Origin of the sequence: Schauerella aestuarii (assembly GCF_009866805.1) — a bacterium.
Taxonomy (GTDB): Bacteria; Pseudomonadota; Gammaproteobacteria; order Burkholderiales; family Burkholderiaceae_B; genus Schauerella; species Schauerella aestuarii.
The window spans coordinates 246,439-261,866 of sequence record NZ_SIZW01000038.1; the positions used below are offsets into that span (position 1 = coordinate 246,439).

A 15,428-nucleotide genomic window follows, 5' to 3' on the forward strand; every position below is an offset into this window, starting at 1 on the left:
TGCTTTCGTTATGGGTAAAACGGTTGTAGCGGGTCAGTCTTCCTTGCCGAACAACCGATTGGGGTTATCCACCAGCACCCGCTGCCGCAGCGCGACATCGGGGCAGGCGTCGAAAAACGTATCCACAAGCTCGCCGTCGTCAGGCATATCGCCCGACACATTGGGATGCGGCCAGTCGGTGCCCCACAGCGCGCGATCAGGCAACGCGGCGAGGATGGCGCGCATGATGGGCACACCTTCGGCGAAAGGCCTTTTACCGCTGGCGATGCGATCCACGCCCGACACCTTCACCCAGGCATTGCTCACGTCGCTCAGGGCGCAGAGTGCTTGCACATCAGGATGATCGGCCCCGTCGGCGGCCCGCACGCGCGCCATGTGATCGATGACGAACGGCACCGGCAACTGCTGCAGCAGCGGCAGCCAGTCGCGTAGCGATGCGCCGTCGAGATGGACGGCCACATGCCAACCGAACGGTGCCACAAGGCTCGCGATGCGCTCGACCACGGCACGCTCAGGCGGCTCGCCCAGATGCTTGACGAAATTGAACCGCACGCCACGGATGCCGCCGGCATGCAACTGCGCCACCGTCTCGCGATCGGCATCGGGAGCCAGCAATCCCACCCCGCGATAGCGGCCGCCGCTTGCGGCAATCGCCGCCAGCAACGCGCCGTGGTCGGTGCCATGACACGCGGCCTGAACGATGACCGCCCGCGCGACGCCGAGCGCCGCGTGCAATGCCGCCAATTTTTCGTACGGCGCATCAGGCGGCGTGTAGCGGCGGTCGGCAGCAAACGGAAATTGCGCCACCGGCCCGAAAACATGGCAATGGCAATCCCAGGTGCCCTGCGGCAGGGCATGTTGCGGCGTCTGGATGGCGGCAAGCGGCGGGCGGCAATCGGTCAATGCAGGCTCCTGGAAAACCGCCATGCTGCGCTTCGCCGCACGCGAATACAATGCGATAACCGATATTTCTGATATAACAAAATCAAATAACTTAACAGGCCACCTGCTGCGCCCTACCCGCCCGATCGCAGCATTCACCCTCTCGTCCCATGGATTTCAAACAGATCGAGTATTTCATCGCCGTGGCCGAACGCCGCAGCTTCTCGCGAGCGGCCGAGGCACTCAATGTGTCGCAGCCCGCGCTGAGTCGCCAGGTCGGGCTGCTCGAGGCCGATCTGGGGCAGCATCTGCTTTATCGCAACGGCCGCGGTGTCGAGCCCACTGAAGCGGGCCTGCGCTTTATCGAGCATGCGCAGGGCTTGCTCGCACTCGCCCAGCGAGCGCGTGAGGATTTGCGCAGCATGCGCGACACCCCGTCGGGGAAAGTGGTGATCGGTCTCCCCCCGCGTGTCGCACTGGTGCTCACGCCCCTGCTGGTCGCCACGTTCCGCCAGGCGCTACCGGCGGCGTCGATCGCGATCGCCGAAGGCCTGAGCACCCAGGTGCGTGAGTGGTTGCTTACCGGTCGCGTCGATCTCGCCTTGCTTTACGATCCGCCGCCCGCCCCGCAGCTCGCCTACGAATCGCTCTTCAGCGAAGACTTGGTCCTGGCGGCAGCCCCCTCATCGATCTACCGTCTGCCCAGGCAGGTCAAGATCGAAGATCTGGCGCGCTACCCATTGATCATGCCGAGCCACCCCCATGCCCTGCGCAGCTTAATGACGCGCGTATGCCGAGCGCAAGGCGTGCAACTGGATGTGGTCGCCGAGGTCGACGCGGTGCATACGATTGTGGAGCTGGCGTCGCAAGGGCATGCTTGCGCCGTGTTGCCGCGTTCGGCGGTTCAGGGTCCGCATGCCGAGCGGCGCTTCGATGTGGCCACGTTGATCGCGCCGCGCGTGACCAACGATCTGGTGCTGGCCCTGCCGCGTCAACGTCATGCCACCCGCCTGGCCGATGCGACGGCGGATCTGGTCAGAGGATTGGATCTCGCCCCGCTTTTCGCCACAGAGACGACCGCGGCACTGAAAGCGGGGAAAAAACGAAGGCTTGAGTGAAAACGGAATCGTGCCAGCCTGACTGACGGCCGTGGCCGGGGCCGGGTGCGGAATGCGTGGCAAGGTTCACATGCAGCGGGGTTCCATGTAGCGGGTGTAAGTCGCCGCACAACGCTTCAGGAGGGCCTGCGTCACACGCCACGCGCAACCCTGAACAGGCCTTATATACGTTCGTGGCGCGTCAGTTGGGCGCCCTTGCGTGGCCCTGGAAAAATCACAGAGATACGCGTGCCGGCATAGTCTGGGCGACTCGTAAGCTTCCACCATGCGCCGTGCGCATTCGCGATCTCGCGCACGATCGCCAGCCCCAACCCCGATCCACCGACTTTCGATTCGGGCGACCGATAGAACGCATCGAACACGCGTTCCTGTTCGTCGTCGGGAATCCCTGGTCCGTCGTCCTCCACGGTCAGCGACGGCGGATTGGTGCCCACGTTCAATTTGATCCGGCCGGGCTGTGAACCATAGCGCAACGCGTTGTCGATCAAATTGCCCAGCAACTCATCGAGCAGCAAAGGATCCGCATCGATCCAAACCGGATAGTCGGGCGCCACCAGATCGAGCTCGACCTGCGCCGCGCGCGTCTGCGGTATCCATTCGGCACCGCTCGTTTGCACCCATTCGCATAAGTCGATTCGCACGAAACTGTCTTGCGGCCGTGCGCTAGGATCGGCGCGCGCGAGCACCAATAGTTGCTGCCCCAACCGGATCATGCGATCGCTGACCGCCTTGATGCGCTCGGCGCGCACCCGCACATCGTCGGGCAATGTGCGCGCCAGCATCAATTCAGACTCAAGCTTCAACCCTGCCAGGGGCGTGCGCAACTGATGCGCGGCATGCCCCACAAAGCGGCGCTGCGCGATGATGGACGCGTCGAGCCGTTTGAGCAGATCGTTGGTGTGGCGGATGAGCGGCTCAATCTCGGTGGGCACGCGCGTCACGCTCAGCGGTTGCATATCATCGATCGAGCGTTGACTGATTTCGTCAGCCAGATGATTGACCGACCGCAGGCCGGCACGCACGCCGCGCACCACCACCCACGCAAACAAGATCAGGAGCAGAATCTGCGCGATGACGACGAGCCAGAAGAAATCTTCCAGCATCCACACGTCCATGTCGAGCTTGTGCGTGAGTACCCAGGTGGCGGATACGTCCAGCAGCACCAGCAGCAGAATGGCCGGCAGCAAGCGCACGACGAGATAGCGAGCCAGCGAGCCGGCGGGCAGCGGGCCTTTGCCGTGACGCTGCTGCGGCCGAGGATCGACGCCCTCGGCAGCTTTATTCTGAGGTCTGGCCATCCACGTCTAGCAGATAGCCGAAGCCGCGCACCGTTTGAATGCTGGCGCCCGTGCCTTCAAGGCGCTTGCGCAAACGATAAACATACACTTCCACTGCGTTTTCGCTGAAATCGGCATCCCATGCCGACAGCGAATTGACGATCTGGCGCTTGGTGACCACACGGCCCACACGGGCCAGCAGCATCTCCAATACCGAGAGCTCCCGTACCGACAAGGACAACCGTTCGCCATTGACGCGGACCTCACGCCCCACCGTATCGAACACCAGCGGCCCCACTTCGAGCAACGGTTGCGCCTGACCCGTACGGCGCCGTCCGAACACGCGCACGCGTGCGGCCAGCTCCGGCAACTCGAACGGTTTGGTGACGTAGTCGTCGGCACCGGCATCCAGGCCGGCCACGCGATCTTCGAGACCATCGCGGGCGGTGAGAATGAGCACCGGCACTTGATTGCCGTCCAGACGCAGTTGCCGCAAGACATCCAAACCACCCATGCCGGGCAGGTTGAGGTCGAGCAACAGCAGATCGTAGGTTTGTGCAGCCAGCGCGCCCTGCACGCGGTCGCCCTCAGTCAACCAATCGACGGCATAGCCCTGATCGGTGAGGAATTCCTCGAGCGCGTGGCCGAGGGTGGTGTCGTCTTCAATTACGAGAACTCGCATGGCGACGATTCTAGCGCGATAACGCGCATTGTGGGAGGCGTGGCAGACATGGTTTTTAGACGGCCGACGCGGGAGCACACGCGTGCCCCCGCCGCAGTCGCTTATCGGCCGGCGGGCGCCGGGGTCGTGCCTGATGCCGGTGCACGGTTCTGCGCCGCACCTGCCGCCGGCGCACGCGCCGGCGCTGCAGCGCCAGCAGCCGGCGACACCGCAGCGGGTGTTGCACCCGCGCCGGTGGTGGGTGTCGTACCGCTTGCCGACGAGGCCGCACCACCCGGCACTGCCGAGCCCTGCATGCTGTTGGCGGCCGCCTTCGGCGTCGTTACGAAGCCGATGCGGGTCATGCCGGCGCGGCGGGCAGCGCCCATCACTTCGGCCAACACCTCATAGCGGGTATTCAGATCGGCGCGAATACGCATCTGCGGCTGCGGCTTCTCGGCCGCAAACGCGGCGAAGCGCGTCTGCAAGGCTTCCAGCGCAACCGGCTGCTCGTCGATGAAAAGCTGGCCGGCGGGATCGATGGCGAAGTCGACGACCTTGGGCTCTTCCTCGACCTGCTCGGCGCTCACCTGAGGCAAATTGATCTTGATGGAATGAGACAGCAGCGGCGCAGTGATGATGAAAATCACCAGCAGCACCAGCATGACGTCGATCAACGGCACCATGTTGATCTCCGACATGGCGCCGCCCCCCGACCCCTTGTTGTCGAAGCTACCGAATGCCATTACTGGGCTCCTCGATTGGCGCCGTTACGGCCCAACGCGCGCACCTTGCCGTCGGACACTGCGACTTGCGCACCGGTGGTCAGGAAAGCGAACAGATCGTGGGCATACGCATCCAGGCGCGACAACAGCACACGATTGCTGCGCACGAAGGTGTTGTAGGCCAGCACGGCGGGGATGGCGACGGCCAGGCCCAAGCCGGTCATGATCAACGCTTCGCCCACGGGACCGGCGATGCGGTTGATGGTCACGCCGTCGGACATGCCGATGTTGACCAGCGCGTGATACACGCCCCACACGGTTCCGAACAACCCCACGAACGGAGCCGTGGAGCCTACCGATGCCAGCACGGTCAGGCCGTTCTCGAGCTTGGCGGTTTCTTCGTCGATCACTTTGCGCATCGTACGCTGCACGAACTCACCGTTCGAACCGCTTTCTTCAAGCTTGGTGGCGCCATAACGCGAATGGTGATCGCGCGCATGCATGGCATGGCTTGCCAGATGCGAAAACGGGTCGCCCGCGCCATGCGTGGCGATTTCGTTTTCGACCTGCTCGAGCGAGCTGGCGTTCCAAAATTTGTTCAGGAAGTCAGACGCGCGACGGCGCACGCGCATGTTGTTGAACGCTTTGACGAAAATCAGGTACCACGACACGAGCGACATCAGGATCAGGACCAGGAACAGCCCCTTCCCGACGGCATCGCTTTGCGCCACGAAGTGCATGAACCCCATGTCGGGTGCAGCCGCTGGTGCCGCGCCACCCGCGGCCGCGGGCGCGGCCGGACTCACTTGTGCCAGCAGCAGCATGGCGTGATTGATCAGGTTGGACATCTCAGTTCCTCATGACGAAATCGAATGGTAATTTGGCTCTTGCCGGGTAGGCGACCCCATTGCGGGTCAGCGGTTTGAAGCGCGCTTTACGCGCTGCAACCAAGGCTGACTCGTCCAGGCGGTCGATGCCCGACGACGTGTCGATGGTGGCGCGTGTGACGTCACCATTGGTATCGATATCCACGAGCACCACGACCCGGCCCTCTTCGCGCAGACGGCGCGAGATGTTCGGGTAGGTGGGCAACGGCCGTGAACCGCGGTACTCCACCGACGTCACCAGTTGCGGCTCGGTGGGTTGCGGTGCGGTCTGCGGCGCTTGCGTGCGCTGCTCGCCCATCGGCACACCGCCCGGCGGCAACGCGACCGGAGGTGGCGGCGGCGCCGGCTCAGGCTTGCGCTCGACGGGTTTCGGCACGGGCTTGGGCACCGGTTTGGGTTTTGGCTTTGGTGGCGGCTTCGGCTTGGGCGCGGGTTCCGGGGCCTTCTCGACCACAGGAGGTGGCGGTTCAGGCTCAGGTTCCGGCTCCACTTCGGGCTCAGGCTCAGGCTCAGGTGGTGGCGGCTCGACTTCGGGCTCGGGCGGCGGCGGCTCCGGCACCACTTCGGGCGGGGGTTCCACGACCGGCGACGGATCGGGCTCCACGGCTTGCGCCAACTCAGGCACCGGCGCCTCGATCACGCTGACCATGATGGCTTCGGGCTCGAGCAACTCCGGCGGTTCCTCGGGCTGCATGAAAAGCAGGCTGGCAGCCGCGGCGTGCGCAGCCACCACAGACACGATGGCCGCAACGCGAATCCCATTGGAGACGTTCGACGACGCGTATCTGGCTTGTTTGACTTCAGGCATGAATCAGTGCGAGACCATTGAACGGAAATGTCGCGCGCCGTCGACTCGGAAACCTACGAATGAAGACGCGCTCAAGCCCGACATAATAACTCAAATGGGAATTATTCGCAGATCGATCGTCAATTGGCGGCACATCTGCGGCACATCTGCGGCGCTTGTCCTGCACCGCTTGTCCTGCACCGCTTGTCCTGCACCGCTTGTCCTGCACTGCTTGCCCTGCACTGCGAAGCCACGTGCGCGAAGCCACCTGCGTGCAAGACGACGACTCAACATACCGTCGCACAATGAAAAACCCCGCCGGGGCTTGCGCCAACCGACGGGGTTTTATTATTGGTGGGTGCTGAGGGGCTCGAACCCCCGACCTACGCCGTGTAAAGGCGCCGCTCTACCAACTGAGCTAAGCACCCTGGTGCTTTCATCTGCAGCGCTTCAACGCCACAGTGGCAGCGCTTCTCGCGCTACCCAAGGCGTCTTGCTTATGCCTTGCCGTACTGCTTCAACTGCATAACCTGTACTGCATCACGTGCACGACATGATTCACTGCTTTGCGGCTTCCCTGCCCTGTTATTCAGTAGCGTTGGAAGCAACGCGGCTCGCAGTATAACGAGCCGCGCGGACTTGAGCAAATGCCAAGTGTGCGATGCCACGAAAACGACGTGGATCGCGACAGCGTCAAATTAGTTGACGGCGTCTTTCAGAGCCTTGCCCGGACGGAACTTCGGCACCTTGGCTTTCTTGATCTTGATCGTTTCGCCGGTGCGCGGGTTGCGGCCGGTACGGGCAGCGCGCGCGGTGACGGCGAACGTGCCGAAACCAACCAAAGTCACGGTGTTGCCTTTCTTCAGCGTCGTCTTGACGGCGCCGATCAGCGCGTCCAGCGAGCGGCCGGCAGCGGCTTTGGAAATATCGGCTTTAGCCGCGATGTGGTCGATAAGTTCGGTTTTGTTCATTAAGAGTTACCCCTCACAAGGTAGTAGGCGCATTGAGCGGGCCCGCAGCGCGCAACCCACCCGACATACGTTCGAACAGCATAAAGAAATGCGATTTGCGCGACAAAGCACAATATCTAAACTGCTGCGCCGCTTGCGGATCACCAGCCATTCAGCCAATGTCCTCAAGCGACGCAGGGGTGTATTAGGCACGCGCCATCCGGCGCTGTCAAGCGAAAATGCGACGTCAAGCCGCGTAAACGCTGGCTCAACGACCCATACAACGATTCAGCGCCTGATCGAAATCGTGAATCAGATCTGCCTCGTCTTCGATACCCACGGAAACCCGAAGGAAACTATCGCCAATACCCATTTGCTTACGCCGCTCTCCACCCATCTCGTAATAGATCGTGTGGGCCGCCGGCAATGCCAACGTTCGGGTATCGCCTAAATGCGTCGCCAAAATGACGACCCGCAGCGCATTCAGAAAATCGAAGCAGTCGATGCCGTCGGCCAATTCCACGCCCAATAATCCACCGTAGCGATCATCGAACAATGCCTTGGCGCGCGCATGCTGCGGGTGATCCTCCAACCCTGGATACGACACCTTCGAAACGCCAGGATGTGCCTGCAGGAAGCGCGCCAGCGCCATCGCGTTGGTGCAATGTTTTTCCAGCCGCAACGACAGCGTCTCTGCCCCGACCGCAATGCGGTGCGCCGGTTCGGCAGCCAGGGTGCCCCCCATGTCGCGCAGGCCTTTCTTCTTGATCTGCGTCAATCCCCACGAGGTCGATGGCCCCTTGCGATACGCCTCATAGATGCGATCGTTACCCTGCCAATCGTAGACGCCCGTGTCGGTAACCGAGCCGCCCAACGCATGGCCGTGTCCACCAATATATTTGGAGAGCGAGTTCATCACGAACGCCGCGCCCACATCCTTGCCGCGAAACAACCAGGGCGAGGTCAGTGTGCCGTCGATCACATAGACCAGATTCTGCTCGCGGCACAGCGCGCCGATGGCCGCCAGATCGGCGACCTGCGTGCCCGGATTGGCGATCGTTTCAACGAACACCATCTTGGTATCGGGACGCACCGCCGCACGCACCAGCTCGACATCGGTGGCATCCACAAACGTGATTTCCACACCCAATGTCATCAACGTGCCGAGCAGGCTGTTCGTATTGCCGAAAATGAACTGGCTGCATACCAGGTGATCGCCGTGCCGCAGAAGGCTGGCGAAGATTCCGGTCAGCGCCGCCATCCCGGTGGAAAACGTCACCGTGCCGTTACCCCCTTCCATCTGCGAGAGCTTGCGCTCCAATGCCGTGGTGGTGGGCGTGCCCTGACGCGAATAGGTAAAGCCGGCCTTGCCCTGAAACACGGCGGCCAGTTCGCGGGCGTCGTCATAAGCGAACTCGGACGACGTATGCATGGGCTTGTGCACCGCGCCGTGCTCGACGTCGTGGCGCCGATCGGAATGCAGAATGGTCGTGGTGAAGCCGTTGCGCGGCGTATCGGTAGACATGACGATTTACCCGTACGAAAGAAGCTATGGAAGTGTGAGGATACTGATCAGGCGTGGCGTTGACGCACCGTCTCGAACAGGCACACGGCACTGGCGACGGATACGTTCAAACTCTCGACCGAACCGCGCATCGGAATATTGACGAGCTGGTCGCAGGTCTCGCGCGTCAAGCGGCGCATGCCCTCGCCTTCGGCGCCCATTACCCAGGCCATCGACTGACGAGCATCGACCTGGTGCATGCTGGATTCCGCCTGATCGTCGGTGCCGACCAGCCACACCCCACGGTCCTTGAGCGCACGCATGGTGCGCGCAAGATTGGTCACCATCAAATAAGGCACCGTGTCGGCCGCGCCGCACGCCACCCGTTGCACCGTGGCGTTCAACCCCACGGCACGGTCGCGCGGCGCAATCACCGCGTGCACACCGGCGGCGTCCGCCGAGCGCAGGCACGCTCCCAGATTATGCGGATCGGTAACGCCATCGAGAATGAGCAGAAACGGGGGTTCTTCGATCACATCGAGCACGTCGTCGATATCGACGGCGAGCTGACGCTCGTCGGCCAACGCCACCACGCCTTGATGACGGGTGCCGCGCGCCAGCCCATCCAGCCTTTCGGTAGGAACGGGGTGGACCTTGCAGCCCGCGCGTTCAGCCTGCTCGATGAGGGACTGCATGCGCTTGTCGCGGCGCGACGCCTCGACATAAACGTCCTTGATGGAATCGGGTGCATGACGCATGCGCGCCACCACCGCGTGAAAACCCGCGAGAACCTGGGTAGCCGCCATACGATAAAACCTCACAAAGCCCGAATCGAGCGCGACATCTTACCCGGTCGCGCCCGCTCGCGTCAGCGCCGCTTGCGCGGGCCCTTCGGTCCGGCCGCCGCACGCTTGGCGACCGCCTCGCGTTTCACACTGGCCGAACCCTCGCGCTTGGCCTGCGCGCGCCGCTCGCTTGAGGTCGATCCCTTCAAAGCCGCCGGCTTGGGCGCTGCTGCCTTCTTCACGCGCCGCGGCGCGTCGTCCGGGCCGCGCGCCGCCTGCTTGCGCAACGCGTCAAAGCTGGTGCCCTCCACCAACCTGAATTCGATGCGGCGCGCTTCGAGATCCACGCGAGCGACCTGTACCTGCACCTTATCGGTCAGGCGATAGCGCATGCCGGTGCGTTCGCCGCGCAACTCGTGCATGGCTTCGTTGAACTGGAAGTACTCGCCGCCCAATTCAGACACGTGCACGAGCCCTTCTACGTGCAAGGTATCCAGCGTGACGAAGATCCCGAACGTTGTCACTCCGGTTACGGTCCCGCTGAAATCCTCACCCACGCGCTCTTTCACGAACCAGCACTTGAGCCAGGCTTCGACGTCGCGCGAGGCTTCGTCGGCGCGGCGTTCGCTGGCCGACAGGATCAGCCCGAGCTTTTCCCAGATCGCATGTTCGTGCTCCTTCTGCGTATCGCCCACGATCACCGGCACCTGAGCCACATCGGGCACATAGCGCTTGCCTGCCAGCAACGCCTTGATCACGCGATGCGTGAGCAAGTCGGGATAGCGGCGAATCGGCGAAGTGAAGTGGGTGTAACCCGGATACGAAAGACCGAAGTGACCCACATTCTCCGGGCTGTAGACGGCCTGCTGCATGGATCGCAGGCACATGGTCTGCAGAAGTTGATAATCCGGTCGTGCCCGCACCGTGTCGAGCAACTTGCCGTAATCCGAGGCGGTCGGCTCCGCGCCCCCGCCCAACGACAACGCCTGCACCTTCAGAAACTCACGCAGCGCCTTCAAACGCTCGGGCGTGGGGCCTTCGTGAATGCGGTACAGACCCGGATGCTTGCTGCGCGTCATGAAGTCGGCCGCGCAGGTATTCGCGCACAGCATGCACTCCTCGATCAGCTTGTGCGCATCGTTGCGTACCGACGGCACGATGCTTTCGATGCGACCGAGCTCATTGCAGACGATCTTGGTTTCGACCGTGTCGAAATCGATGGCACCCCGCGTCTTGCGTGCTTGCAGCAAGACCTGGAACACCGAATACAGATCCTGAATGTGCGGCAACACATGGCTCATGCTTTGAGCCATCGGGCCGGTCGGCTGCTGCAATGCCGTCCACACATTCGTATAGGTGGTGCGCGCGTGCGAATGAATCACCGCGTTATAGAACTGATAGGCCGACACCGTACCGGCCGTCGCGCCTGTGGCCGGGATGACCATGTCGCACACGAGCACGAGACGGTCGACGTTCGGGTTCAACGAACACAAACCATTCGACAACGTTTCGGGCAACATCGGGATCACGCGGCGCGGAAAGTACACGCTCGTGCCGCGCTCGATCGCGTCATCATCCAGGGCATCGCCCGCCTGCACGTAATGGCTCACATCGGCAATGGCGACCAGCAGGCGCCAACCCGGACGCTTGCGCTTGGCCGTGCCCAACTCCACCGCTTCGCAATAGACCGCATCATCGAAGTCGCGCGCATCTTCGCCGTCGATCGTGATGAAAGGCACATCGCGCAAATCGATACGCTGATCCAGATCGCTGTCGCGCACGGTATCCGGCAAACGCGCTGCCTGCTTGCGCGCCGCTTCCGAAAACTCAACCGGAACGTCGAATTTGCGCACGGCGATTTCGATTTCCATGCCCGGATCGTCGATCTCGCCCAGCACCTCCGATACGCGGCCCATCGGCTGCGTATGGCGTGTGGGCTGCTCGAGAATATCGACTGTGACGACCTGGCCGTGTTGCGCGCCATTGGTTTCGCTGGGCGGAATCAGAATGTCGTGCTTGATGCGCTGATCTTCCGGCACCACGATAGACAAACCGCGCTCGTGCAACAGACGCCCAACCAGACGATTCGTGCGGCGCTCCAGCACTTCGACGATCGTCGCCTCAGGCTTGCCGCGGTATTCGCCCGACGGCTTGACCAGAACGCGGTCGCCATGCAGGACTTTAAGCATTTCGCGCGGCGATAAGAAGAAGTCCTTCCCACCGTCATCACGCAGAAGAAACCCGAACCCATCCCGGTGGCCTTGAACCTTGCCGGCGATGAAATCGAGTTTGTTGGCCAGAAGCAACACGCCTTTGCGGTTGGGCATCAATTGCCCATCTCGCTCCATGGCGTTCAAACGACGGTCGAAACCGACTTGCGTCGCGTCGCGGGTAATGCCCATCCGTTCGGCCAATTCGACCGGAGACAAAGGGGAGCCGGCGCTTCTCAAGGCATCGAGGATCGCTTCCCGACTGGGCACATCGGGGTCGAAATCGACGGGAGTAGTCGGCAAGACTGGGGATCGTTTGTTATTGGATTCGCTATTTGATCGTTTTGCCAAAACTGAAAGTTCCATTTATAATGCACGTCTTCTGTGGATTACCCCAGAGTGAGCGCTGCAGTTAGTAGATCGCATTGTCGCAGATTGCTGGCCTAAGTACCTATCTACCGCATTTATCCGCTTTTAGCAGTGCTGGATGACACGACTCAGAAACGAGTCGAAAAAAGAGTCACTCAGCAAAGTTCTAGAAACGTTGTACGGCAAGATCGAGATTTAAGCTGCTTTTCATGACATCTTGATCGCAGTGCCCAGGTGGCGGAATTGGTAGACGCGCACGGTTCAGGTCCGTGTGCCGCAAGGTGTGGAGGTTCGAGTCCTCTCCTGGGCACCACAGAATTCTAAATCAAAATCCTTGCTTGCCTAGGCGATTTTCGGGTTTTGATTGCGATGCAGCAATTGTCGATGTTGGTTGCCAATCTGCATTGCCATTGCTCATTGCCAATGCGTGCAGGTGGTGCCACGCAGACAGCATCGCACCGCCCTTTGTAGTTCCAGCATTCGCAACGCCCGACAACGATTCCTTCGATGTTGGGCGTTTTGCTTTTCAGCGACGTTACCCAGGGCCCGATACAGTGTGGCACTCCCTATCGTTGTGCTTTCAATCAGGACGTTCACGCGCACAGCCATATTGCCCATTCGTGCACATGCTGTGGCACCCCATTGCCTCGCAACGGTCGCCTCGCCACGGCGCCACACAATGCCAGCGAGCTCGATCCGCCCTCATGTGCTGCAGCGGTCACGCCAACAACGCCTGCACGGTGATCTCAGTCGTTAAGCTGAAACCGATCAGACGCGCATTGATCCATTGACCGTCCCGACAACACCCCGCATTCGGCGCAAAAACGCCACAAATTATGGCCTGTACAAATCGACTTGCGCGTTTTCAAAAAAGTCAGCATAATCTCGCCTCTGTCGCGCAAAGCAGTATCGACGCAACGGAAGCAGTGCCCAGGTGGCGGAATTGGTAGACGCGCACGGTTCAGGTCCGTGTGCCGCAAGGTGTGGAGGTTCGAGTCCTCTTCTGGGCACCATCAAGCAAGACAGATTGAACCCGCAACGTGAAAGCGTCAGCGGGTTTTTTCTTGCCTGCACAAAACGCATGCGCGACGCTGTGCGTATTGGCGCTGTGCATATTGGCGCTGTGCGTATTGTCGCGGCGAATAGTGGCGCAGTGCGTATCGGGGCTGTGCGTCTCCTAGCGGTAAACGGCGGCGCGGTGCAATGCGCCTTTGTGGCTCAGATGTCGCGCACCATCTCGATGTGGGGAATGCCGGCGTCCATGGTGATCTCGCCATGAGCCGTAAACCCGCTGCGCGCGTAAAAGCCTTGGGCGTGGGTTTGCGCGCTGAGCACGAAACGCTTGTGTCCGTCGGCAATGCCGCGGGTCATCAGCGCTTCCAGCAGTTGCCGGCCGACGCCCGTGCCGCGTGCGTGCCGATGCACGGCCATGCGTCCAATATGGCCATCGGGCAGCAGCCGACCCGTGCCGGCCGGCGCACCGTCCGCACCGTAAGCCACGGCGTGAATACTTACCGGATCCATATCGTCACGCTCGAGCTCGAGCGGTACGCCCTGCTCAGCAACGAACACATCATGCCGCACGTTCAATGCGTCTTGCGCTAACGTCACCCAATCTCCGACGACCAACGTGATCTGCCCTGCCATGCCCTCTCCTCTGAATGCCGATCGATGAATCGTCATTCTACGGGGCCTTTGCCGCGGGTATTGCGAGACGCCCCGCGGCCCTGGACCACGCCACCTGACGCCAGGCCGAATGGACAACCGACAACCCGGCGAGCAGCAACCCAAATCGATAACCTGCGACCGAAACCGCAACCGCAACCGCAACCGACAACGCTAGCCCGACAGCAACATTCACAGCAAAAGCTCCTCAAGCGTGTTACACGGGCTTCTCATAGAATGGCGCACGCTCGTCGCGACCCGGTGCTACGGCGCTGCATCAGCCTCCCCCCTACCCGCCCCATCCTTATTCCATCATGACGCTTCTGGCGATATCGATTTTTGTTCTGACCCTGGTGTTCGTGATCTGGCAGCCCAAAGGACTGAATGTGGGATGGAGCGCCACGGCGGGCGCAGCGATCGCATTGCTGACCGGAACGGTGAGCTTCGCCGATGTCGCTCAGGTCTGGCACATCGTCTGGAATGCCACCGCCACGTTTATCGCCATCATCATCACCAGCTTGATCCTCGATCAGGCAGGCTTCTTCAAATGGGCAGCTTTGCACGTGGCACATTGGGGCGGCGGATTCGGCCGGCGCCTGTTTGCTGCGATCGTTATCCTGGGCGCGCTGGTCACGGCCCTGTTCGCCAATGACGGCGCCGCGCTGATATTGACGCCGATCGTGATGGAGATGCTGCTGGCACTGGGCTTTGGCCCCGCTGCGTCGCTGGCTTTCGTCATGGCGGCAGGCTTCATCGCCGACACCGGCAGCATCCCCCTGATCGTGTCGAATCTCGTCAATATCCTGTCGGCCGACTTTTTCAACATCAGCTTTGCCCGCTATGCCGCGGTGATGGTGCCGGTAAACGTTGTGGCGGTGCTCGGTAGCCTCGGCATCCTGATGATTTATTTCAGGCGCGACATTCCACGCCAATACGATGTCACGATCCTGCCTGACCCCTGCACGGCGATCCGCGATCCGCTCACGTTCAAGGCGGGGTGGATCGTTCTGACGTTGTTGCTCGTCGGATTTTTCGTCCTGGAGCCCATGGGCATTCCCGTCAGCGCGATCGCCGCCGTTGGCGCGGCTGGACTCCTGCTCGCCGCCGGCCGCAACCACATCGTCGGCACGCGCAAGATCATGCGTGAGGCACCTTGGCACATCGTCGTGTTTTCGTTGGGGATGTATTTGGTCGTCTACGGCTTGCGTAATGCCGGCCTGACGGTCTATCTCACGCAGTTTCTCGATTGGTGCGCGCAATTCGGCGTATGGGGCGCAGCGATGGGAACCGGCATCAGCACGGCCCTCATGGCCTCCGTCATGAACAATCTGCCCACTGTACTTATTGGGGCATTGTCGATTGCCGATACCACCGCCGTTGGCGCCGTGAAGGAGGCGATGATTTACGGCAATGTGATCGGCAGCGATCTCGGCCCAAAGATCACTCCAATCGGCAGTCTCGCCACGTTACTTTGGCTGCACGTGCTTGCCCGCAAGGGCATGGTGATCACGTGGGGCTACTACTTCAAGGTAGGTATCGTGCTGACGGTGCCGGTGCTGCTGCTCACACTGGCGGCGCTCGCAATAAGGCTGTCCTAGCCAAGGGCAT

The 15,428-nt window shown here is 61.6% G+C and carries 12 protein-coding genes, 3 tRNA genes and 1 pseudogene; 4 read left to right on the top strand and 12 right to left on the bottom strand.

What is annotated here, in order from left to right; genetic code table 11:
* Positions 1–33: 33 nt before the first annotated feature.
* A complete protein-coding gene (locus EYW45_RS02700; protein ID WP_407924896.1) occupies positions 34–903 on the bottom strand; it encodes an amidohydrolase family protein in 870 nt (289 codons plus the stop codon).
* Between the two features lie 149 nt (positions 904–1,052).
* On the opposite strand from EYW45_RS02700, the gene EYW45_RS02705 reads away from it, so the two are divergent.
* A complete protein-coding gene (locus tag EYW45_RS02705) occupies positions 1,053–2,000 on the top strand; it encodes a LysR family transcriptional regulator (RefSeq protein ID WP_161133833.1) in 948 nt (315 codons plus the stop codon).
* 161 nt (positions 2,001–2,161) lie between these two features.
* Here the strand turns inward: EYW45_RS02705 and EYW45_RS02710 are convergent, their stop codons facing one another.
* The 10 genes and pseudogenes from EYW45_RS02710 to rnr form a co-directional block, all read right to left on the bottom strand.
* Positions 2,162–3,184, bottom strand: coding sequence for a sensor histidine kinase (locus EYW45_RS02710; RefSeq protein WP_235938803.1), 1,023 nt, complete (start codon positions 3,182–3,184; stop codon positions 2,162–2,164).
* Positions 3,185–3,278: 94 nt separating this feature from the next.
* Positions 3,279–3,959 carry a response regulator transcription factor gene (locus EYW45_RS02715; RefSeq protein WP_161133835.1) on the bottom strand — a complete coding sequence of 227 codons (681 nt, stop codon included), beginning with the start codon at positions 3,957–3,959 and terminating at the stop codon, positions 3,279–3,281.
* A 239-nt stretch (positions 3,960–4,198) separates the two neighbouring features.
* Positions 4,199–4,684, bottom strand: a pseudogene (locus EYW45_RS02720) (ExbD/TolR family protein); the annotation flags it as partial.
* Entirely contained in the window at positions 4,684–5,511 is an 828-nt protein-coding gene (locus EYW45_RS02725) for a MotA/TolQ/ExbB proton channel family protein (protein ID WP_161133837.1), read from the bottom strand. The gene EYW45_RS02725 and the pseudogene EYW45_RS02720, both read right to left, overlap by 1 nt.
* Position 5,512: 1 nt before the next feature.
* The gene (locus EYW45_RS02730; RefSeq protein WP_161133838.1) at positions 5,513–6,358 is read right to left on the bottom strand and encodes an energy transducer TonB; all 846 of its coding nucleotides are present in this window, start codon (positions 6,356–6,358) and stop codon (positions 5,513–5,515) included.
* Between the two features lie 331 nt (positions 6,359–6,689).
* Positions 6,690–6,765, bottom strand: a tRNA-Val gene (locus EYW45_RS02735).
* 270 nt (positions 6,766–7,035) lie between these two features.
* The gene (locus EYW45_RS02740; protein WP_161133839.1) at positions 7,036–7,308 is read right to left on the bottom strand and encodes an HU family DNA-binding protein; all 273 of its coding nucleotides are present in this window, start codon (positions 7,306–7,308) and stop codon (positions 7,036–7,038) included.
* Between the two features lie 247 nt (positions 7,309–7,555).
* Positions 7,556–8,812, bottom strand: coding sequence for a cystathionine gamma-synthase family protein (locus EYW45_RS02745; RefSeq protein ID WP_161133840.1), 1,257 nt, complete (start codon positions 8,810–8,812; stop codon positions 7,556–7,558).
* A gap of 47 nt (positions 8,813–8,859) precedes the next feature.
* Positions 8,860–9,597, bottom strand: coding sequence for a 23S rRNA (guanosine(2251)-2'-O)-methyltransferase RlmB (gene rlmB / locus EYW45_RS02750; protein ID WP_161133841.1), 738 nt, complete (start codon positions 9,595–9,597; stop codon positions 8,860–8,862).
* 62 nt (positions 9,598–9,659) lie between these two features.
* Positions 9,660–12,137: a ribonuclease R gene (gene rnr, locus EYW45_RS02755; protein ID WP_235938773.1), complete on the bottom strand. Its 2,478-nt coding sequence runs from the start codon at positions 12,135–12,137 to the stop codon at positions 9,660–9,662.
* Between the two features lie 246 nt (positions 12,138–12,383).
* On the opposite strand from rnr, the gene EYW45_RS02760 reads away from it, so the two are divergent.
* Both EYW45_RS02760 and EYW45_RS02765 read left to right on the top strand, forming a co-directional pair.
* Positions 12,384–12,468 (top strand) — tRNA-Leu (locus tag EYW45_RS02760).
* Positions 12,469–13,083: 615 nt separating this feature from the next.
* Positions 13,084–13,168: transfer RNA gene (locus EYW45_RS02765), tRNA-Leu, on the top strand.
* A gap of 205 nt (positions 13,169–13,373) precedes the next feature.
* On the opposite strand, the gene EYW45_RS02770 is transcribed toward EYW45_RS02765, so the two are convergent.
* Positions 13,374–13,802 carry a GNAT family N-acetyltransferase gene (locus EYW45_RS02770; RefSeq protein WP_161133843.1) on the bottom strand — a complete coding sequence of 143 codons (429 nt, stop codon included), beginning with the start codon at positions 13,800–13,802 and terminating at the stop codon, positions 13,374–13,376.
* Positions 13,803–14,134: 332 nt separating this feature from the next.
* Here EYW45_RS02770 and EYW45_RS02775 point away from each other — a divergent pair, with 332 nt between their 5' ends.
* Positions 14,135–15,418, top strand: a complete 1,284-nt coding sequence (locus EYW45_RS02775; RefSeq protein WP_161133844.1) for an arsenic transporter — start codon at positions 14,135–14,137, stop codon at positions 15,416–15,418.
* Positions 15,419–15,428 lie beyond the last annotated feature (10 nt).

Bases quoted from the DNA above. Each gene is read 5' to 3' on its own strand.
- EYW45_RS02705 (WP_161133833.1), top strand. From the start codon at position 1,053: ATGGATTTCAAACAGATCGAGTATTTCATCGCCGTGGCCGAACGCCGC.
- EYW45_RS02715 (WP_161133835.1), bottom strand. From the start codon at position 3,959: ATGCGAGTTCTCGTAATTGAAGACGACACCACCCTCGGCCACGCGCTC.
- EYW45_RS02725 (WP_161133837.1), bottom strand. From the start codon at position 5,511: ATGTCCAACCTGATCAATCACGCCATGCTGCTGCTGGCACAAGTGAGT.
- EYW45_RS02730 (WP_161133838.1), bottom strand. From the start codon at position 6,358: ATGCCTGAAGTCAAACAAGCCAGATACGCGTCGTCGAACGTCTCCAAT.
- EYW45_RS02740 (WP_161133839.1), bottom strand. From the start codon at position 7,308: ATGAACAAAACCGAACTTATCGACCACATCGCGGCTAAAGCCGATATT.
- EYW45_RS02745 (WP_161133840.1), bottom strand. From the start codon at position 8,812: ATGTCTACCGATACGCCGCGCAACGGCTTCACCACGACCATTCTGCAT.
- rlmB (WP_161133841.1), bottom strand. From the start codon at position 9,597: ATGGCGGCTACCCAGGTTCTCGCGGGTTTTCACGCGGTGGTGGCGCGC.
- EYW45_RS02770 (WP_161133843.1), bottom strand. From the start codon at position 13,802: ATGGCAGGGCAGATCACGTTGGTCGTCGGAGATTGGGTGACGTTAGCG.
- EYW45_RS02775 (WP_161133844.1), top strand. From the start codon at position 14,135: ATGACGCTTCTGGCGATATCGATTTTTGTTCTGACCCTGGTGTTCGTG.